This is a genomic window from Frankia sp. CeCAU1 (assembly GCF_977971845.1).
In genome coordinates this window covers 1-18,615 of the sequence record NZ_CDWWXA010000100.1, presented here as the reverse complement: position 1 = coordinate 18,615, position 18,615 = coordinate 1, and the positions used below count along the sequence as shown (strand labels likewise).

Annotated in this window: 17 protein-coding genes; 10 read left to right on the top strand and 7 right to left on the bottom strand. The window is 69.8% G+C overall.

What is annotated here, in order from left to right:
- The first annotated feature begins 909 nt into the window (after positions 1–909).
- The 7 genes from AC08OO_RS16635 to AC08OO_RS16605 all read left to right on the top strand — a co-directional run bounded on the left by AC08OO_RS16635 (position 910) and on the right by AC08OO_RS16605 (position 8,803).
- Complete coding sequence (locus AC08OO_RS16635) at positions 910–1,146, top strand: DUF397 domain-containing protein (protein WP_011437824.1); 237 nt, start codon at positions 910–912, stop codon at positions 1,144–1,146.
- A 185-nt stretch (positions 1,147–1,331) separates the two neighbouring features.
- Positions 1,332–2,105 (top strand): hypothetical protein, encoded by a 774-nt coding sequence (locus tag AC08OO_RS16630; RefSeq protein ID WP_476608668.1) that lies wholly within the window; start codon positions 1,332–1,334, stop codon positions 2,103–2,105.
- A gap of 189 nt (positions 2,106–2,294) precedes the next feature.
- Entirely contained in the window at positions 2,295–2,747 is a 453-nt protein-coding gene (locus AC08OO_RS16625) for a heme-binding protein (protein ID WP_476608667.1), read from the top strand.
- 214 nt (positions 2,748–2,961) lie between these two features.
- Positions 2,962–4,239 carry an ABC transporter substrate-binding protein gene (locus AC08OO_RS16620; protein WP_476611066.1) on the top strand — a complete coding sequence of 426 codons (1,278 nt, stop codon included), beginning with the start codon at positions 2,962–2,964 and terminating at the stop codon, positions 4,237–4,239.
- A 209-nt stretch (positions 4,240–4,448) separates the two neighbouring features.
- Positions 4,449–5,438, top strand: a complete 990-nt coding sequence (locus AC08OO_RS16615; protein ID WP_476611065.1) for a malate dehydrogenase — start codon at positions 4,449–4,451, stop codon at positions 5,436–5,438.
- Between the two features lie 400 nt (positions 5,439–5,838).
- Positions 5,839–7,353: a cation:proton antiporter gene (locus AC08OO_RS16610; protein ID WP_476611064.1), complete on the top strand. Its 1,515-nt coding sequence runs from the start codon at positions 5,839–5,841 to the stop codon at positions 7,351–7,353.
- A gap of 55 nt (positions 7,354–7,408) precedes the next feature.
- Entirely contained in the window at positions 7,409–8,803 is a 1,395-nt protein-coding gene (locus AC08OO_RS16605; protein WP_476611063.1) for a TIR domain-containing protein, read from the top strand.
- Here AC08OO_RS16605 and AC08OO_RS16600 read toward each other — a convergent pair.
- Together AC08OO_RS16600 and AC08OO_RS16595 are read right to left on the bottom strand one after the other, a co-directional pair.
- Positions 8,724–10,196, bottom strand: coding sequence for a hypothetical protein (locus AC08OO_RS16600; RefSeq protein ID WP_476611062.1), 1,473 nt, complete (start codon positions 10,194–10,196; stop codon positions 8,724–8,726). The two genes, AC08OO_RS16605 and AC08OO_RS16600, sit on opposite strands and share 80 nt — an antisense overlap.
- A 303-nt stretch (positions 10,197–10,499) precedes the next feature.
- The gene (locus tag AC08OO_RS16595) at positions 10,500–11,327 is read right to left on the bottom strand and encodes an aminotransferase class IV family protein (protein WP_476611061.1); all 828 of its coding nucleotides are present in this window, start codon (positions 11,325–11,327) and stop codon (positions 10,500–10,502) included.
- 185 nt (positions 11,328–11,512) lie between these two features.
- Between AC08OO_RS16595 and AC08OO_RS16590 the strand changes: the two genes are divergently transcribed.
- Positions 11,513–11,986 carry an SCP2 sterol-binding domain-containing protein gene (locus AC08OO_RS16590; protein WP_476607597.1) on the top strand — a complete coding sequence of 158 codons (474 nt, stop codon included), beginning with the start codon at positions 11,513–11,515 and terminating at the stop codon, positions 11,984–11,986.
- 203 nt (positions 11,987–12,189) lie between these two features.
- On the opposite strand, the gene AC08OO_RS16585 is transcribed toward AC08OO_RS16590, so the two are convergent.
- Complete coding sequence (locus tag AC08OO_RS16585) at positions 12,190–13,092, bottom strand: TerB family tellurite resistance protein (RefSeq protein WP_476607596.1); 903 nt, start codon at positions 13,090–13,092, stop codon at positions 12,190–12,192.
- Positions 13,093–13,467: 375 nt separating this feature from the next.
- Between AC08OO_RS16585 and AC08OO_RS16580 the strand changes: the two genes are divergently transcribed.
- Together AC08OO_RS16580 and AC08OO_RS16575 are read left to right on the top strand one after the other, a co-directional pair.
- On the top strand, positions 13,468–14,004 hold the full coding sequence (locus tag AC08OO_RS16580) for a hypothetical protein (RefSeq protein WP_476611648.1): 537 nt from the start codon (positions 13,468–13,470) through the stop codon (positions 14,002–14,004).
- A 100-nt stretch (positions 14,005–14,104) separates the two neighbouring features.
- Positions 14,105–14,524 (top strand): ester cyclase, encoded by a 420-nt coding sequence (locus AC08OO_RS16575; RefSeq protein ID WP_011437807.1) that lies wholly within the window; start codon positions 14,105–14,107, stop codon positions 14,522–14,524.
- Positions 14,525–14,664: 140 nt separating this feature from the next.
- On the opposite strand, the gene AC08OO_RS16570 is transcribed toward AC08OO_RS16575, so the two are convergent.
- The 4 genes from AC08OO_RS16570 to AC08OO_RS16555 form a co-directional block, all read right to left on the bottom strand.
- Positions 14,665–14,889, bottom strand: a complete 225-nt coding sequence (locus AC08OO_RS16570; protein WP_476611647.1) for a WYL domain-containing protein — start codon at positions 14,887–14,889, stop codon at positions 14,665–14,667.
- A gap of 86 nt (positions 14,890–14,975) precedes the next feature.
- The gene (locus tag AC08OO_RS16565) at positions 14,976–16,316 is read right to left on the bottom strand and encodes a helicase-associated domain-containing protein (RefSeq protein WP_476611646.1); all 1,341 of its coding nucleotides are present in this window, start codon (positions 16,314–16,316) and stop codon (positions 14,976–14,978) included.
- Between the two features lie 73 nt (positions 16,317–16,389).
- Entirely contained in the window at positions 16,390–17,124 is a 735-nt protein-coding gene (locus tag AC08OO_RS16560) for a hypothetical protein (RefSeq protein ID WP_476611645.1), read from the bottom strand.
- A gap of 226 nt (positions 17,125–17,350) precedes the next feature.
- Positions 17,351–17,635, bottom strand: a complete 285-nt coding sequence (locus AC08OO_RS16555) for a hypothetical protein (RefSeq protein ID WP_476611644.1) — start codon at positions 17,633–17,635, stop codon at positions 17,351–17,353.
- Positions 17,636–18,615 lie beyond the last annotated feature (980 nt).

The window sequence follows — 18,615 nt, the reverse complement described above, 5'->3', positions numbered from 1 at the left end:
GTCCGGCCCCTCCACCGTCCGGCCCCTCCACCGTCCGGCCCCTCCGACAGGCTTCGGCCTCCCGCCGCGGATCTCTCCGGGTTCACGCCGGCGCTCTTCGCCGCCGCGCTGGTCCTGGTGCACGATCTCCGTCGAGTGCTGTCGAGGTGTCCCCCGTTGTTTTACAGCTATGTCGCGGGCCCCGGAACCACGAGTGGACCGGAAGGGCCACGGTTTTCGCTACGCCGAGGCTATGACCTTGTGCACAGTCAGGTCGCGCGCGGCCGGCCTCCCGTCCTCCGGGGAGCCCGAGTGCCCCGTCGTGAGCGCGCGTCTTTCCCCCAGGCCGGGGATCTTTTTCTCCCGGCTCGGTCCGCGGCCGCCTTGTACGGCTGCCCGGCGCACGGGTCGGATTCGTCACTCTTCGGATTTTTCGGACGTTTCGCCTAGTGGGGTCGAGGCCCGTCCATGGTCCTTCTGCGGAGCCCCACGGACGGACTGGGCGCAGATTCGTGGTGCTTTTATGGTTCTTGCCATGGGATTTTTAGTGCTTTCGGTAGTTATATCAACATCATCGGCACCCCCGTCGGAAGCTGTCGATGCTCCCTTGATTTTCTCTTGATATTTCTTTGGGCTTCCCTGGGGCCGCCTCGGGACTGGTTCGGCGTGGAGGCCGCGGCGGCGCGAGGCATCGGGCCGGGCATCTGTCGCCCGCTTGATGCACGTGCACCCGACCGTGCTGTATCGTGAGCCAAAGTTCGTGCAGCCGCACACGCTGGCATGATGGGACGGTCTTCCGGGGGGTGTTCCATCGTGGGTTTGGCTGGCGGTCGGCCGGCGGTCGCTGGTTGGCCCGTCGGTGGTATGGCGAGCGGACGGCGTGGGTCGGGGCCGTGGCGGCATGGCTTCCCGGGGCTTCAGGAGATCGACATGACCAAGATCTACAGCGGTATGTCCGCCGCGGCACTGCAGCGCGTGACATGGCAGAAGAGCCGTCGGAGCAACTCGCAGGGAAACTGCGTCGAAATGGCGAAGCTTCCGGGTGACGAAGTTGCCGTCCGTAACTCTCGGCATCCAAACGGACCCGCTCTGGTGTATACCCGAGCTGAAATCGAGGCTCTGATACTCGGGGCCAAAGACGGCGACTTCGACAACCTGCTCCAGTAGTCGCACCCGTCATGGCCTTCCCGGTTCCGGCAGCCTCGACGAGGCGGGTGCGTTCCATCGCCGCGTGGGCTCCCTGTGCAGGGAGCCCACGCCGGGTCGTGGACGGTGTGGGCACCGCGGCCGATTGTGGCCTGGGGGGCGGTGCCCGCCCGGTCCGGGCGGGCACGTGGCGAGACGGAGACAGCATGCCCACGTCGATCCCTGAACGGATCTTCAGCTCGGAGGATCTGCCGCTCCTCTCACTTCCCGGTGCCGACGGACTCATCACCTGCCAGTGGATTCACGAGTCCATGAGGGTGCGGACCCCGTCGGGACGCGGCTGTGACGCCATCCGTGGCTGCGACGCCATCGAGGAGCGGCGGCGCGCGCAGGTCGGTTTCGTCCTGGTCGAGCCGGCCTGGCTGGTTCGCGCGGCGGCCGAGCGGCTCCGCGCGCCGGGAGTCGACGCCATCGTCCTGCACGCTCAGGCCAGCCCGCCAGGCCGCAGCGCGCTGGCCTTGGCGTTCGCCTCTCATCTGCGCAATGCCCTGAGACGGCCGGGAGCAGGCGGTACGCCCGCCCCCGGCGGCCCCCCCGGGTCCGGCTGCGAGCCGGAGGTCGGTGACAACGTCGTCACCGCCGGGGTGCGGCCGGATCTCAGCGGCTTCGCCGATCTGATCCGGGTACCCCATCTGGTGACCGTCACCGACGGCACCGGTGCCGTCGCGGACACGGTCGTGTGGGAAATCATGACCGGCGCGCGGTTCGACACCTGGCTCGATGGAGCTCCCCGGCCCGACCAGCGAGCCATCGAGGCGCACCTGCCCGGTCTGTTGCGTCTGCGCGGCCTGCACCGGGTCGGCCGGCTGGATCATCCGGGCGCCGGTGCTCTGCTGGATCTGCTGGGCGGCGGCTATCTCTCCAGCAGGTTGATCCACCGCTGCCCCCGGGCCGTCCTCCCGCTCGTCGCCGCGACCTGACCCTCCGGTTCCCCGGCCGGGGGCCCGGGGATACCCGGTGTCCACCTGTATCCTGCCGTTATCCTGCCGTTCGCCGCTCGGGAGTGCCATGCGCGACGGTGGTTACGCGGCGCGCCTTCCACCACCTGACGGTCAACCAGGGCCTATGGTCAAGCGCACCGGAACGCCGCTTTATGGGGAGAGTCGCGGATGACCGTATCGCTCGAGGACGCCCGTCGGATCATCGCCGCCGGGGAGAAATATGCGGTTCACCTCGGTCAACCGGTTAACATTGCTGTCGTTGACCACGCCGGAATTCTGGTTGCCCACGTCCGGATGGACAATGCCCGGCTCGAGACCGCGGATATCTCCGTCGACAAGGCGTGCGCGGCTCGGGCCTGGGCTCCGCCGGCCCATCTGGTCAGTCATACCGGTGGCGAGGGACACGCTGGCGGCGAGGCGCATGCCGGCGGCGAGGCACCTGCCACGGGTGACGACCGCGTCGGACGGGAGCGTCCGTCGCCGGCGGAACCGGTCGTCACCGGTCTGCCCGGTGCGCTGCCGCTGTGGCGGAACGGGGTGATCGTGGGGGCCGTCGGGGTGAGCGGTGGTCCCGCCCCCCTTGACCAGGCCATCGCCCGGGCCGCCGCGGCGGCGTTCTGACCGGGCCGACCGGACTGACCGGACTGACCGGACTGACCGGGCCGCACCCCCACGCGGTATCGCTCCCCACGCGGTATCGCTCCCCACGCGGTACCGCGTGGGGAGCCCGAAGCGGGATCGGATCCTGAAACCGGGAGCGATCGATCTTCGGTGAATCTCACAAAATCAACGGAATGGCACCGAAGAGTGGTTCTTCTGGTTCAGGCTTGATGGAGTGAGGAGCGTCACGGCTCTGGGAGTCGGGCCGCACCGGCCTCGGCGCCGTCGTGCGGACCGCCGGGCCGCGCTGCTCGGGCTCGTGATCCTCCTGATCGGCTTGGGAGCGGTCGGCTGCCGGGTCTCCAGCGACGGGCCGACCGCGTCCCCGGCCTGCGCGGCGCCGGGCGTCGCTCCGGACGCGATCAGATTCGGCCTGCTCTATCCGGACACCGGAAACGCGGCGTCACTGTTCCGGTCCTTCCGGGCCGGGGTGGACGCCCGGCTCGGGGTGGCCGACAAGGCGGGCGGTGTGTATGGCCGAAAAGTGGTCTATGTCTGGCGGGATGACGCCTCGAATCCCGCCGGAAACCAGGCCGCCGCCCGGGGGCTCGTGGAGAACGACCAGGTGTTCGGAATCATCGAGTCGACCTCCGTGGCCAGTGGTTCCGCCGGTTATCTCAATAGCCGGCGAATACCGGTGACCGGTACCTCGCTGGAGGCGGCCTGGACCCATAACGACAACATGTTCAGCTACTCGAATATGATCTTCGACGGGCCGTCCGTCACGACCTGGGGTGAGTTCGTCGCCGAGCGTGGCGGCCACCGGGCGATCATCGCCCAGTCCGGGTTCTCGGCGACCTCCGTGACCCTCGCCGACAAGATGGCGTTGAGCCTCGCCGCGGCCGGGGTGCAGGTGCTCGGCCGGATCGACGCGACCGGGCCGATCGACATCCCGGGCATCGGCCGGAAGGTGCGCGACAGCGGCGCGGACGTCCTGGTCGGCGCCGTCACCGGCGCCGCCTTCGGCCAGGTGGTCCTGGGCGCCCGGGCGGCCCGGGCGGATCTGCGGGTCATCCTGTCGCCCACCGGCTACGACCAGCGTCTCCTGCAATTGTTCGGCGGAGTGCTGGCCGGGGTCTACAGCTTCGTTGACTACCTGCCGTTCGAGCAGGAGACTCCCGCTCACCAGCGGTTCCTGCAGGCCATGCTGGAGTACGCGCCCCAGGTGTCCCCGCCGGCCCAGCAGGCGGCCCTGTCCGGGTGGATCTCGGCGGACATGTTCCTGCGCGGTCTGGTGGCCGCCGGGCCATGCCCCAGCCGGGAGACGTTCATCAGGGGCCTGCGGGCGGTGCGCGGCTATGACGCGGACGGGTTGCTGCCCGTCCCCGTCAACTTCGCCACCCATTTCGGGCAGATCAACCGTTGCTACACCTTCCTTCAGGTCACCGCGGACGCGAAACGTTTCGCGCTGGTCCCGCCCGTACCACGGTGCGGGACCGAGATCGGCCGGTAGCACGTGCCCCATCGTGGCGCCGCGATGTGAGCCGCGTCCGCGCCGCCCGTGCCTCCTGACCAAGAACTTCGGACTAGCCTCGGACTAGCATCGCTGGGGCGGCAGAAGACGTTCCAGCTCCAGGACCGGTTACCCGGCCGGCTCGGGATCGTTACGAGGACGACACGGGCCGCACCCCGATCTTCCGTGATCTGCACCAGGAGAAGCCAGTGAGCTCAACGCCCGTCAACGTCACCGTAACCGGCGCCGCCGGTCAGATCGGCTACGCGCTGCTGTTCCGCATCGCGTCGGGCCAGCTGCTGGGTGCGGACACGCCGGTGAAGTTGCGTCTGTTGGAGATCCCGCAGGCCGTGCGGGCGGCGGAGGGCACGGCGCTGGAGCTCGAGGACAGCGCCTTCCCGCTACTGGCGGGGGTGGACGTGTTCGACGACGCCAAGCGGGCTTTCGAGGGCACCAATGTGGCCCTCCTCGTCGGCGCACGCCCGCGGACCAAGGGCATGGAGCGCGGCGACCTGCTGTCCGCCAACGGCGGGATCTTCAAGCCGCAAGGCGAGGCGATCAACAGTGGTGCCGCCGAGGACATCAGGGTCCTCGTCGTCGGGAACCCAGCGAACACCAATGCGCTCATCGCCCAGACACACGCTCCGGACGTGCCCGCCGAGCGGTTCACCGCGATGACTCGGCTTGACCACAACCGCGCGATCGCGCAGCTCGCCAAGAAACTCGGCGTGCCCAGCGCCGAGATCAAGAAGATCACGATCTGGGGTAACCACTCGGCTACCCAGTACCCGGACATCTTCCACGCCGAGGTGGGCGGGCGCAGCGGCGCCGAGGCGGTCGGCGACCAGGCATGGATCGCCGACGAGTTCATCCCGCGGGTCGCCAAGCGGGGCGCCGAGATCATTGAGGTGCGCGGCGCCTCGTCCGCGGCGTCGGCCGCCTCCGCGGCCGTCGACCACATCTTCACCTGGGTCAACGGCACCCCGGCGGGCGACTGGACCTCGGCGGCGATCCCGTCCGACGGCTCCTACGGTGTGCCCGAGGGGCTCATCTCCTCGTTCCCGGTCACCGCGTCCGGCGGCCGGTTCGAGATCGTGCAGGGTCTGGAGCTCGACGCCTTCTCCCGGGAGAAGATCGACGCCTCGGTGCGTGAGCTGGCCGAGGAGCGGGAGGCGGTCCGCGCGCTCGGCCTCATCTGAGCCGATTTCTCCCCGCCTGCGCAGGCCGGTGAAGCCTGCGCAGGCCGGCGGAGCGGAGGGAAGTGTGGAGGGTCGGTCACGGTTGCCGGCCCGGAAACGTGATTATCCATCCAGGGCTCCGTGCCAGGCGGCGGATGCGGCGGGAGATGACACGAACGGCGGACTTTCCGGCGTCCGTTGTGGTTTCTTCTTGAGGGACGCCGGTACCAGTGCCGGCGCCCGCGGCGTCAGCCGACCGAATCGCAGGCGCGCGGGCGACGGGGGATGACGAGGTATCCGGTATCCGGTATCCGTGATTCCGGCTCTCGGCTGGCCTGTCGCCGCTGCGCCTGCCGGTCGTCGGACGTCGGCCTGGAGCCCTCGCCGCCGTCAATGGTGGCGAGACGTCCGAGGAGAGACATTGTCCCTCACGTCCACTCGGCCCGTCCCCTCGATCCCGCCGCATTCCCTGTTGCTGTTCCTGCTTCAGCTCGCCATGCTGCTCAGTCTGGCAATTCTGCTCGGACGTGTCGCCGTGCGCCTGCGGATGCCTGCCATCGTCGGTGAGCTCTGCGTCGGCGTGCTCCTCGGCCCGTCGTTGCTCGGAACGCTGTGGCCGACCTTCTCGGACTGGTTTCTTCCGCGTGACGCCGCGCAGTTCCACCTGCTCGACGCGGTGGGACAGCTCGGTGTCCTCTTCCTGGTCGCGCTCAGCGGGTTCGAGATTGATACGCGGATCATCCGCCGGCGCAGTCTCACCGTCGCCCGGATCAGCCTCGGTGGGTTGCTCCTGCCGTTGGGTTTCGGGATCGTCACCGGCGTGCTGATGCCGTCCTCCCTGCTGGGCCCCGACGGCGACCGGACGGTCTTCGCGCTGTTCCTCGGGGTGACGATGTGCGTGAGCGCCATCCCGGTGATGGCGAAGACGCTCATGGAGATGCGTCTGACCCATCGGGAGGTCGGGCAGCTCGCGCTGGCCGGCGGGGTCATCGATGACGCCGTTGGCTGGCTGATGCTGGCGGTCGTGTCCGCGATGGCGACCACCGGTGTCCGGGCGGGCGACACGGCGTTGTCGGTGCTTTACGTCCTCGGGGTGGGGATCTTCGCGTTGACGATCGGCCGGGTCGTCGTCCGGGCCGTGCTGGGACGGATCATTGCCACGAGTGGTGCCGGCGCCGGGGCTGGCGCCGATCCCGGCGCCAGGAGCGGATCGGTCGTGGCCTTCGTGGCCGTGCTGGTGCTCGCGTCGGCGGCCGGGACGCAGGCGTTGGAGCTGGAGGCGGTGTTCGGCGCCTTCCTGGGCGGGGTCGTCCTCGGGTCGTCCGGCCTGGTGGATCATGCCAGTGTCGCCCCGTTGCGAATCGTGGTGATGGCGGTGCTTGCGCCCATCTTCTTCGCGACGGCGGGCCTGCGTGTTGATCTCACTGCTCTGAGTGAAACCCGGGTTCTGTTCGCGGCGGTGATCGTGCTCGCGGTCGCGGTCTTCGGCAAGTTTGCCGGTGTGTACGCGGGGGCCCGGGCCAGCCGGCTGACCCCCTGGGAGGGTCTCGCCCTGGGCGCAGGCATGAACGCGCGGGGGGTCATCGAGATCGTGGTGGCCAGCGTCGGCGTGCGGCTGGGGGTGCTCTCCACCGAGACGTACACGATCATCGTTCTGGTCGCGATCGTCACGTCGGTCATGGCTCCGCCGATCCTGCGCCGCGCCATGCGACAGGTCGAGCAGACCGCCGCGGAGGAACAGCGTCGCCTTGTGCTGGACGGTCACCATGCGAGCGGTGCCGGTGGCGTCGGTGCCGCGGAGGCGGGTGTCATCACCCGTCGCGAGACCCGGACGCTCCCCGCGGCTCGGTCCCGCGCACGACACCGAAGGTCGGTGAACCCATCCAATACAACGGGTAGGGACGGGTTAGAATTCGAGGACGAATCCGCCGGCTGACGGACCACCTACCGTCGCGTCGCCGGATTTCTGGGGGCATGCCTACGGGGGACTCGTGACGGACCGGCTGACCGAGGCGGAGATCGAGGCGCTTTCCACCACCTTTACCAACCAGATGAAGGCGACCCATCTGTTGGAACGTGCCGGGCTGGCGCGTCGGCACCATCCGCAGTTCTACCCGGGTGAGTCGTCGTTCGAGTTCTGGTCCGAACTCGCGTCGCTGTTGGAGAACGGCCTGTTGCCGGACGGCCGGAGGCGCATCCTCACCGAGGCGCATCGGGACTATCGGGGCAACCGGATCTTCGCCGACGCCGTCCGGGGGGACGGTGTTTCCCGTGGCGAGGGCGCCCCGCGGGAGGACGGCATCCCGCGGCATGTCAGCGTCTTCTGCCTGGATGCCAGGCGCTACAGCCGTCAGGACATCGCGACGCAGGCGAGCTGGCGGGAGGGGCTGCGCCGGATCGTCGATGAGGCGGTCGGAGGCGCCGGCCTGCCTCCCCGGTCGATCCGGCTGCGCCAGGATCGTGGCGACGGCTTTCTTGCGGCCGTGGCCGCCGACGTTCCCAAGGCTGTCCTCGCGACCGAGTTCGTCCGGGAACTGCGGATCGCGCTGCGGACCTACAACCGAGGGCGTGACGAGACCGGTCGAATCCGGTTGCGGTTGGCCCTGCACCAGGGCGAGGTGGGTATCGACGGCAGTGGTTTCGTCGGCGACGCGGCGGTGGTCGCCGCCCGGCTGGTCGACGCGGACCCCGTCCGGCAGCTGCTGGAACAGGACAGGGACGCGGAACTGGCACTCGTCCTGTCGTCCGACTTCTACCACAGTACGGTGGCCGGGCGGCTGCGGGATCTCGACCCGGCGCAGTACCGCCGAGTCGAGGTGTCGGTGGCGGGCAAGTACGAGGGCCTCGCGTGGATCACGCTGCCGGGGCGCCCGTTTCCGGTGGTGCGGACCCCGTCGAACGGTTCCGATCAGGGGCCGGTCGCGGCTGGGAAGTGGGACTTCCTCATCTCCGCGGATCCGTCCGATGAGGCCTGGGGCTCCTGGATTGCCCGCGTGTTGGAAGGCCGGGGTCATTCGGTGCATCTGGCGGCCCTCGACGCGCTGCCCGGTGAGCACGAGATCGGTCTGCTGCACGAAGGGATCTCGCAGTCCCGGCGTACCCTCGCCGTGCTGTCGAAGAGCTACCTGGCCTCGGAGAAGATGCAGGCGGCCTGGCAGGCGGCCTGGCAGGCGGATCCCAACGGCGTGAAGCGCACGCTGATCCCGATCCGCGTCGAGACCTGTGACCCGGCCGGGCTGTTGCGCGGCATCAGCTACATCGATCTCGTCGACAAGAAGGACGGTGCGGCGGCGGAGCTTGAACTGGTCAGGCAGATCGTCCGGTCCCTGAACGGCCGCGGTTCCCGGCCGTCGACTCCGCCACCCTTCCCCGGGCAGCGATCCTGACCGGCCGCCGGCCGGGATCCTCGCGGCCCGCCGCCTCGACATCGTCGGAGTCACCAGCGGTGCCGGTATCGGGGTCACCAGCGGTGCCGGCGTCGATCAGCAGTCGGCCGAGCCCGCGGCCGTAACTCGTGCTTCCCTCCAGCCTGGACCAGTCGGCCAGCGCCGTCATCATGGCCCGCAGTCCCGCTGCGGACGGTTCTCCGGCAACCGCCTGCTCGGCCTGGCTCTGCACTCTCGCCAGCCAGGTCAGCGCCTCGTTGCCGGCTGTCCGGGCGCGCCGGGCCGCCTCGTCGATCCGGGCCCTGCGCAGGATCGGCCGGTCTGCCGCCGTCGGCGCCCCGGCCAGCCGGAGCAGTCCGGCGGCGCGTCCGCCCTCCGACCCGGCGCGCCCGTAGGCGGTCAGGGCCCGCTGCCACAGTTCCTCCGCGCGTTCCGGATAGGCCGTTCGCGACCGGATGACCCGGCTCCCGCCGGGCCGACGGCCGAGCGTCTGCGCCCCGCCGTCCGGGAAACCGGCCCAGTCGCCGCGCACCAGCGCCGCATGGGCCAGTGTTGCGTGGTCGGACCCGGCGCCGGCCTCGACCGCGTCCAACGCCATGCCGGCCTCGGCCTCCTGGTTCGCCCGGAACAGCAGATCCGCCCGCAGGATCCGCGCGTACGCCGCCGCCTGTGGCACCGGAAGCTCGTCGAGATGGGCGACGAAGAGGTCAGCCGTGGCCAGGGCCTGCATTACGAGTGTTCCGGCAGGGTCGGCGGTCCGTGCGGCGCGCGGTGGATCGGCGCCGTGACCGTGCACAACCACGTGACAGGGCAGGCGATAGGGCATGCGATGGGGGCCGGGCTCGTGCCTCCGGCCGGTTTCGCGGTGGTCGACGCGGTGACCGGTCAGGGCCAGTTGTGCCCGCGCCACCCGAATGCCGGGGATGATCTCGGCACCGAGCACGCAGATGACCGCGGTCGTCGGTTCGAGCAGTGCGTGCCGTTGACGGGAGATGACCTGCGTCGTCCAGGCGATCAGCGGGGCGTCCGTCATGGTTCGCGACGGCCCGGCTGGTTCGGCCAATCCGGCCGGAGGCGGAGCGAACGTCCTCGTGGCCCAGGCTCGGACGACGCCGACGTCATCAGGGGACCAGTTGAGGTCGAGAGCCAGCGCGGCGAGGTAGAGCGCCTCGTGCGCCGCCATGTGATCGGGGTCGGTCGGGTCGTGTTCGCTCTGCCGCAACTCCCGCAGTGCTCCTTTCGCCCGGCCGGCGGCGAGCGCCGTCGCCGCGCCGATGAGATGGCGTTCCGCGGGAGGCGGGGAGGGGTAACGGAGGGGCACACCCGCGGGCTCGACGCGGTGCTGTTCGTGCAGCAGGAGCGCTACCAGGAGCCGGGCTGAGGCAAGCGGCATCGTTGCGGTGTTCCTTCACGGACAGCGGGATGGCTCCGGAGCCGGATTTCACCGGAAGAAAGGAAAAATAGCGAGGCATGCCGACAGTATCCGGCGACCCGCCGCGCGGAAATCCATTCCGGCGCTCTCGCCGCGGCCAGGTCGTGGTATCTCTGGTATCTCGCTATATTTTTATAATTCTGAAAAATGTTATTCATTGTCTCTCGGGAAATACGAAGACCAGGGTGGACGTATGGCCGGAGTGGACGCGGTCCTCAGGTCTCCGCAGGAGCATCCGGGCGTGTGGGACGCCGTCGACCTGGCTCAGATCGGATCCCATGGCACCGCGTCGTAGCGGCGGGTAAGCGTCGTCATGAGCCATTCGGATCCCGCGAAGAGGTGGCCGTCGATGGCCCGGACGGGCGCGATCCCGCGTGAGTTGGTGACGAAGGCGGCCTCGAAGCCCGCCAGGTCCGCCAGTCGCACGGGGGCCCGTACGCTGGGCGGGCCGCTGTCCGCCGGTGCCTGCTCCAACAGCGTCATGGTGACTCCGCGCAGGGCGGGAGCGTCCGGCCAGACGATCATGTTGCCATCGAAGAAACCGATGTTGGTCATTGCGCCCTCCGCGATGAGCCCGCCGGGGGCGGTCAACAGGGCGTCGTCGTAGCCGTCACGGCGGACGAGCCGGCCGTGCTGGATCTGCGCGAACGTCCCGAGATGCTTGAGGTGGGCGAACGGGCGCAGGTACGGCACTGACCGAAGCCGTTGTGGGGTGGTCGGCATGGTTGCCGGTTCGCCGACCGCGACGATGACGCGCACCCCTGCGCCGTCCGGCCGCTCGGTGACGACAATCCGGACCGTGGCATCCAGCGCGGTGGCGGCTGTCGCCGTGGCGGCTGTCGCCGTGGCGTACAGTGCCTGCCGGATGCGGTGGCGAACCAGCTCGCCGTCCAGAGGCTCGCCGTAGAGCTCCTGGTTCGCCTCATTCAGCCGGGCGAGATGCCACCGCAGGCCCCGGGCCTGACCGGCTCGCACCTGCAGCACTGTGAAGTGGCCGTGGGGGAGCAGGGCTAGGCGGTGTGGCTCATCGAGGGGAACGGGGTGCCCGTCGATTTCGACGCGTCGAAGTGTGGGAGTGACCACCTTGGCCACGATAGTGACCCGCCGGCGGGCGGTGGTTCCGTGGGCTGGGCCGTCCGTGGCTGGGCCGTCACGCGCGATGTTCCGGTTGCGTCGCCCACGGAACCGTCGCCGTGTCGTCTTCGCTAGCGTGCTCGTGCGTGCTGCCGACAGGCCGCCGCCCACGAACGCCAACACGAACGCAAAGGAGTGTGGCTATGTCCGATCTTGCCGTCGATTCCACGGCCGACCCGGCGAGACTCGTCAGCGGTCTGCCCGCTATGTCGGAGCGTGAGGTCTCCGACCTGCTGGGTGGGCCGGCCGGTGACGCGGTGCTGGACGAGGTCTTCCGGCAGATGCGCGACACCTTCCGCCCAGAGCAGGCACAAGAAGAGAACGCTCTGGTCCGATTCGTGCTCAACGGTGGACCGGGCGGCGCCGTGCGCACCTACGAGCTGCGGGTCGCCGACGGTGTCTGCACTCTGGCGACACCGCCCGCCACCGGGACCCCGAGTGAATCCGCGGGGGAGCAGACGCTGACCATTATCACGGATCGTGTCCGCTTTGTTCGGGTGGTCTCCGGTCAGGCCAGCGGGGCCAAGCTCTTCCTCACCAGAAAGATCAAGATTGATGGTGACCTGAAGTTCGGAGGCAGGATCCTGTCTTGGTTTGAGATCAAGAAGGAGAGCTGACCGGCGGCGGTCCCCACCGCTGCCGCCACGATGAGGTGCCGGCTGGTGCGGCCGGTGCTGGACGGCCGGGAGTACGAGTCGCCCGCCGGGGCCGACGTGGCCGCTCTGTGCCGTCGCGCCGAGGAGGTCAGCCGGGAAGGCCAGCCGAGGAGGCCATGAGCGGACGGGTCGGCGACGTCGTTCAACCGGCGCCGGCTCGCCCCTCACAGGGCGAACTCGGCGGTGTTCAGGCCGAGGGCGAGGGCGGCCTCCCGCACCACGGCCCGCTCGCTGGCGACGAACTCGCCGTCAACCAGGCCGATCACCTGCCCGATGCGCACCACGGCGGCGGCTTCCGCCACCCGCCCCCGCACCTTGGCGATGTCGGCCAGCGCGGCCTGTTTGCCGGCGGCGAAGTCTGCGGTGAGACGGCTCAGATGTTCATCGAAGAGCCGTTCCACGTCCTGTTCGGGAAACTGGGACATCACCGGATCCGTGGCGATGAAGCCGAGTAGTCCCTCGCGTTCCGCCGGATCGATGCGACCATCGGCCGCGGTGACGAGGGCACAGATCGCCACGGCGGCGTCCCGGAAGGTGAGGCTGCGCAGCTCCTCCCGACGGGCGAACAGCTGCGCGCGCAGTGAGGCCAGGGAGGGCAGCCGCCGGTTGCCGACGGCGGGATCGAGGCCGCGCCAGAGCGGCCAGCCTTCGGCGAGCCAGCGACGTACCACCTCGGCCATCGATAGCGGGCGCAGGCGTGTCGCGAGGAGCACGTTGACGTTAACCGGAACCAGCGTGTGCTCCCCCCAGCGTGACGGCGTCGGGATGTCGGACGGCCAGAAACCGGCGAACATGATACTGAGCACGTGATCGGTTGCGGATTCAGGTGAGTGGCCGGTGATGGTTCCGTCGTGCTCGACCGCGCCGATGAACTGCCGGGAGATCGTCCGAGGGCCGGCGAGGCGGCCTACCTGCCGTTCGAGAGCGTCGTCCGTGCTCTCTCCCGCCGCCACCGGACCGCCCGGAAGGACATGCCAGGCTTCTCCCGGCGGGCGAGCGAGGAGAACGCGGTCGTCAATCCGTACGAGAAGCCGAACATCGAGCCGAATAGCAGCCTGCAAAGGCATACCGAAAGCCTCCTGAAGACGCACGGCACAAGGCGGGTTACGCGCAGGCACCATCATCCACCAGGTGGCGGAGCGAGTGGACGCGGCGGTCCGGAACTACTCATCTGCGCTGCCGGCGTGACCGCTCGGTCCGGGTGCCGCGTGCCGCCGCGTGCCGCCGTGGACCGCCGGGCGTCGCGCAGGTCCGCGGCCAGTGGCGGGGTGGGATCGGCCAGTGGCGGGGTGGGATCGGCCAGTCTCGGAAGGATGATGGTGTCTGTGGCGGCTAGGACGTCGAGCCGTCCGGACCTTAGCGCCGAGGCGTGGGCACGGCGCCACCGGATCCGTATCCAGACCGTCCGCGCCCGATCCTAGGCCGATCCTGAGAGGCATACCGTGACCAAGTTTCTGCTCAGCGTGCATGTCCTGGCCGCGATCCTCGCGATCGGACCGGTCACCGTGGCCGCCAGCATGTTCGCCCCGGCTGCGCGCCTGGCGCTGACCTCCCCGGGCGACGAGCGTGCTGCTGGGATCGTCCGCGTGCTGCACCGGATCTGTGGCGTCTACTCCGCGCTCGGCCTCGTCGTACCGATCTTCGGGTTCTTCACCGCGCAGAGCCTGGGGGTTCTTGGGCAGAGCTGGTTGATCGTCGCGATCGTGCTGACGACCGTAGCCGCCGTCGTGCTCCTCATCGTGGTGCTGCCCGGACAGCGTGACGTCCTCGACGAGATCGTCGCCGGATCCCCGGCCGTCCCCGACCGTGCGCAGGATGGTGGCGCGGTGGCCATGGATGGTGGCGCGGTGGCCATGGACGCGGCCGCGGCGCGCGCCCGCACGAGCGGTCTCGCGATGGCGGCCGGTGTGTTCAGCCTGCTCTGGGTCATCGTCACCGTTCTGATGATCATCCGCCCCGGCTCGACCACGAGCGTCTGACGTCCTCCCGGACATCCGGTTTCCCGTCGGGAACCGGCCCGGTGGTGGGATGATCGCCCTCTGGGCGGTGTGTGCGGCAGGCAAGCCTGGAGGATGTCACGTGGGAGAGGCGCTGGACACGGTGAAGCGCGCGCTGGACGCCTTCGACCTCGGTGACGAGGCCTCGGTGCTGTCGCTGCTCGACGAGGATCTGGTCGTCGAGGCACCGGGCGGGGTGCGGATCAAGGGGCGCGCGGCGGGCGCCGAGTACAGCGCCGCCTTCCTGGCGGCCTTCGGTGAGATCGACGTCGATACCCACGTGCTGGCCGAGCAGGGCGAGATCGTGGTCGAGGAGTACACGCTGACCGCGACGCACGTCGGTGTCTACCGCGACCCGGACGGTACGGAGCTCGCGCCCACCGGGCGTCGGATCAACCTGCGTGTCGTCGAGGTCTACCGGGTCGAGCGCGGCCTGATCACCGAGAACCGGCTGTACTTCGACCAGACGCGGCTCGCTCGCCAGCTCGGTCGACCCGCCTGAGCCGCCCCGGGCCTGGCGGCCCCGCCCCGGGCTGGCCGGGCGTGAGAGCCGACGGGTCCAGATTCGAGAGCTGATCGGCATGGACCTACTGCCTGCGGAACCCGGCTGACCGGTCATGCCCGGGGAGAAGGGGGTGCCGGTCAGCCGACGGGACTGACGGACTCGATGTTGGCGATGGCGAACTCGCGCTCGGCGTTGCGCAGGTGGCACCAGGAGTCCAGCCACCGGCCGAAGAGCTGGTTCGGCTGGATGCGGCGGACCGTCCGGGTGCCCTGCTTGTCCCGGTAGGCGATGACCACATCGCTGCGGCGTTCCACCGCGTCCGCCAGCACGGCGAGCTCGGCGTCGTTTAGCCGTCCGTTCATCTCGCCGAGCCGCTGGGCCAGGCCGGTCAGCAGGGTGACACCGTCGTCATTGCCGGTGCGCAGGCGCTGGGCGAGTTCGTCGGCCGTCAGCCGCCGTCGGGTCGCCGGCGGACCGGCGGGGGACCCTCCGTGCGGTCGGGACGCCCGGGACTCCCGGGACGGCTGTGCCGGGGCCCCCGCGGCGCCTTCCGCCCCGGTCCGCTCGTCACGATGACGGTGCCCGTCGCGTCCTCGGCGACGGGGTAGAAGCCCGTCCGGCGCAGCTCGGCGAGGACCGTCTCCAGTTCCACCGGGCTGGCCAGCACGGTGGGGGCGAGCCGGGCGAGGTGCAGCTTCGCCAGTGTCCGGGTGTGGAGGATCTCGGCGGTCGCGGGCTCGTCGGCGAGGACGGCGCTGCGCATCCCACGGACCCGCACGTGTCCGTGCCGGCGGGCGACGTCGGCGATGAGGTATTCGAGCGGCTGCGGGAGACCGTGGTCGGCGATGGCGCGTAGCTGTTCGAGCAGCTCGGTGGCGGACCATCCGGCGTCCATCGCGGCGCGGACGCTGGCGGAGGTGAACCGCCAGGTCCCGGCCGAGCCCCGGGACTCCGGCACCGCCACGGCCCGCAGGAGCTGGGATATCGCCGCGCTGGGCTGGCCGGACACGACCGCGGTGAGATCGGACTGCAGGATCAGGCTGGACGGCGTCGCGGGCAGCAGCTCGGCGCAGCGGTCCGCCAGGTCCCGCACCGTCCTCGCGACCTGCGCGGCGAGCTCGTCCGCGGTCGAGACGATCATAAGCCCGACGGTGGCAGCCGCCGCGTCGGTGGTGCTCGGCACGGCCTCGATCAGGGCCTGGCCGGGCTCGGACAGGACGTCGAGGGCGAACACCCCGAGCAGCTCGGCCTCGCGGATCGACGCCGCCACCTTGATCTTGCAGGTGGCGGCGTCGTAGCCGTGCAGGGGGAAGAACCAGTCGAGGTTCTCAGCCGTGAGCCGCACCGACCGCCCGCCGGCCGCCGCGCGGATCAGCACCCGGCGAATCTGGCCAGCCCCCGACCCGATGGGCAGGGGCGGCGGGACGTCCTTCTCGTCGGCACCCTCGCGGCTCGTCGGCGCGTGCTCCAGAGCGTGCCACGCCGCCGCCAGCGTCGCCCACTGATGGCTTGGCGACTCCTCCCGCCACTCCTGGAACCGCGGGCTCGGTGCGTAGCCGCCTTCGGTGAAGGCCAGCAGGCCGGCGGCCGCGACCAGGTCGATCCACAGCGGCAGCTCGGCCAACGGTGTCGACAGCCGCTTCGCCAGCCGGGCCCGTTCCCGCCCACCGACGCCTCCTCGCTTGAGCGCCACGACGGGGGCGGCGGCCTCGTCGAGCAGGGCGGTCACGGCGCGGATAGCGCCCTGGGCGGCAGCCTGGGAGCTCGACCGGACGGCGGCCTCGTTCACCTCCGGCCGGGGAATGCCCGGCGGCCCGGTGAGCCCCAGGTCCTGCCTGGCCAGCCAGGCGGCGACCGCGACCTCACGGGGGGAGCTCCGGCCGGTTGCCGACGCCCAGCACCAGCCCCGCGGTGATCAGCTGCCTGATGGACCGCGTGGCTGCCCTGCGGTCATGGATCTCCTCGAAGGGCGTGTAGGGGAACATGTAGGGGAAGTAGCCGCCGGCCGTGGCCAGGCGCAGGTCATCGAGTTGCTGCCGCGCCGGGGCGGGCAGGGAAGCGATGATCGTCGCGATGCGGCGGGCATCGGACATGAGTTCGGTGAGCCGCGCGACCAGCTCGGTCTTGCGCAGGTTTTCGGCCGGAGCCCCGAGCGCCGTGACCGCCTTACGCAGATCCTCGACCAGGACGTTGCGGGCGATCTTTGCGACCGGGCGGGCGGAGCTGATCTCCTCGACCCAGTGGTTGTGCAGCGGCTCCGGGAGTCGGACCACCGTGTCGGTCCAGGCGAGGCCGCGGGCGCACAGATCGTCCACCCCGGCGCGCACCGCGTCCGGTAACGCGCCCAACAGCTCGGCCATCCGGGGCACCGTCGCGGACTCCCCCAGCAGCGCCGCCGCCTGGCCGACCCGGAGCGTGTCGCGGTTCAGCTCCCACAGCGCCGCCGCCAGCGAATCCGGGCTTTCCAGCCGCTGCGCGAGCTGCCCGAAACCGCGGGGTACCGGCTCGATCAGCACGTCCGGACGCGAGCGGAGCAGAGCGGCCAGCGCCGGCAAGTCCAGATCCGCAAGATGGTCAACGAACGATCGTGGTGTCATCCCTTCCATTCTTATGCGCGCCGAACGGGCACGGTCGCCCGGTCTGCCGGTAGCAGACATCCGAGACCACGGTCGCCCGTTCCCGATCCGTCCGGATTGCGAGCGCACCGGTGGCGCCGGCGAACGGCATCGGCGCCCTCCGGACGGTCGCCGGTACCGCGGACGGTCGCCGGTACCGCGGACGGTCGCCGGTACCCCGGGCCTCGCCGTCGTTGCCGGTGCGGCCTCACTGATAGCCGATGTGGAGGACGGTGGGGCTGGTAGGCGCATCGCTGTCGATGACGACCGTCGGCCCGTCCGGACCACCCCCGGGACCACCGGCCCAGCCGAAAGTGAACATGTAGCTGTGCCCCGCCGCGATCCGGAGGTGGGAGTTCTGATCCAGGAGGCGCTCACCGTCCACCGAGATTGACTGGACGTGCAGGATCCCCGGTCCTTTGTCAGTGATTGTCAGGTCGGTCTGCCGCCCGACGCCGCTCACCGCGCCGGTCTCGTACGAAACGTTGATCACCGGGAGTGGATGATACGTCGAACGGCGGATCATGGCGCCGGCAGGCAACGCTGAGAACAGAATGAGCAGTATTGCGGTGACCATGATGGATACGGCGCGGCGGGACGGGTGCCGGGTACGGGCCGAAACGGATTGCGCCGCATCCCCCATAGCCCCGGAGTCGTCGGTAAGGACGGGCACCAGATCGAGGTGCGGGCGGCACACCGACCTGCCCGGTGAGGGGAGCATGGTTTCCTCCGCGCTGTATTTCCAGAAATCTGTCATCCCGGCCCGAGGATACTAGGGGCCCGGTACGCTGAGTGGTCAGGTCCTACGGGAACATCTCCACCGGACCGGAAGCATGAGCCCATCCGGGGTATGCGGATACCCCTTGCGGGCACCCCCGGTGAATGTGGACGCAGCCGGTCATCCGGCCCGTGCTCCCGGGCAATGGTCGGTAACTGGACTGGTCCTCCCGGATGGCGGTCAACGGCGGTCAACGGCGGTCAATAGCGGTCAACAGCGGTCAACGGCAGGCGTGACCGCCGCCCGGACTTGCGCCGGTTCGACACAGATGTATCGGTTCTCCCATCTTGTGAATGTTGTCATCGATGGTTGGACGGGCAGGGGCGTTCCGGTGTCAACCGCATCGGGTTCTCACCGGCCCGGCTGCCCGCCCGATGCGCGGCCCGATAATCCGGACGGGAATACGTAAACGTGGAACGGAATCGAAGGGCTCGGCGCGCCGTTGTCATTGAGTGGGGAAGTTCTGGTAGGGAATAGCGGATCGGAGAACACGTGAGAGACGCGAGAGAGGTTCAAATATGCGTCGACCCGTTAAGAGAAGAACCGGGCGAGCTGTCGGTGTCCGTCGCATTCTGGTGACCATCGGAGCCGCCGTCACGCTCGGTCTGCTCACCACCGGCGCGGGCTGCCAGCCGCCCGGCACGCCCTGCCCTCCCTACCCACCCGTCCCGCAACCCAACTGCCAGCCCATCCCG

Excerpts from the sequence above, each read along its gene's own strand:
- AC08OO_RS16635 (WP_011437824.1), top strand. The coding sequence starts at position 910 with ATGACCAAGATCTACAGCGGTATGTCCGCCGCGGCACTGCAGCGCGTG.
- AC08OO_RS16630 (WP_476608668.1), top strand. The coding sequence starts at position 1,332 with ATGCCCACGTCGATCCCTGAACGGATCTTCAGCTCGGAGGATCTGCCG.
- AC08OO_RS16625 (WP_476608667.1), top strand. The coding sequence starts at position 2,295 with ATGACCGTATCGCTCGAGGACGCCCGTCGGATCATCGCCGCCGGGGAG.
- AC08OO_RS16600 (WP_476611062.1), bottom strand. The coding sequence starts at position 10,196 with ATGCCGCTTGCCTCAGCCCGGCTCCTGGTAGCGCTCCTGCTGCACGAA.
- AC08OO_RS16590 (WP_476607597.1), top strand. The coding sequence starts at position 11,513 with ATGTCCGATCTTGCCGTCGATTCCACGGCCGACCCGGCGAGACTCGTC.
- AC08OO_RS16585 (WP_476607596.1), bottom strand. The coding sequence starts at position 13,092 with ATGCCTTTGCAGGCTGCTATTCGGCTCGATGTTCGGCTTCTCGTACGG.
- AC08OO_RS16570 (WP_476611647.1), bottom strand. The coding sequence starts at position 14,889 with ATGAACGGACGGCTAAACGACGCCGAGCTCGCCGTGCTGGCGGACGCG.
- AC08OO_RS16560 (WP_476611645.1), bottom strand. The coding sequence starts at position 17,124 with ATGACACCACGATCGTTCGTTGACCATCTTGCGGATCTGGACTTGCCG.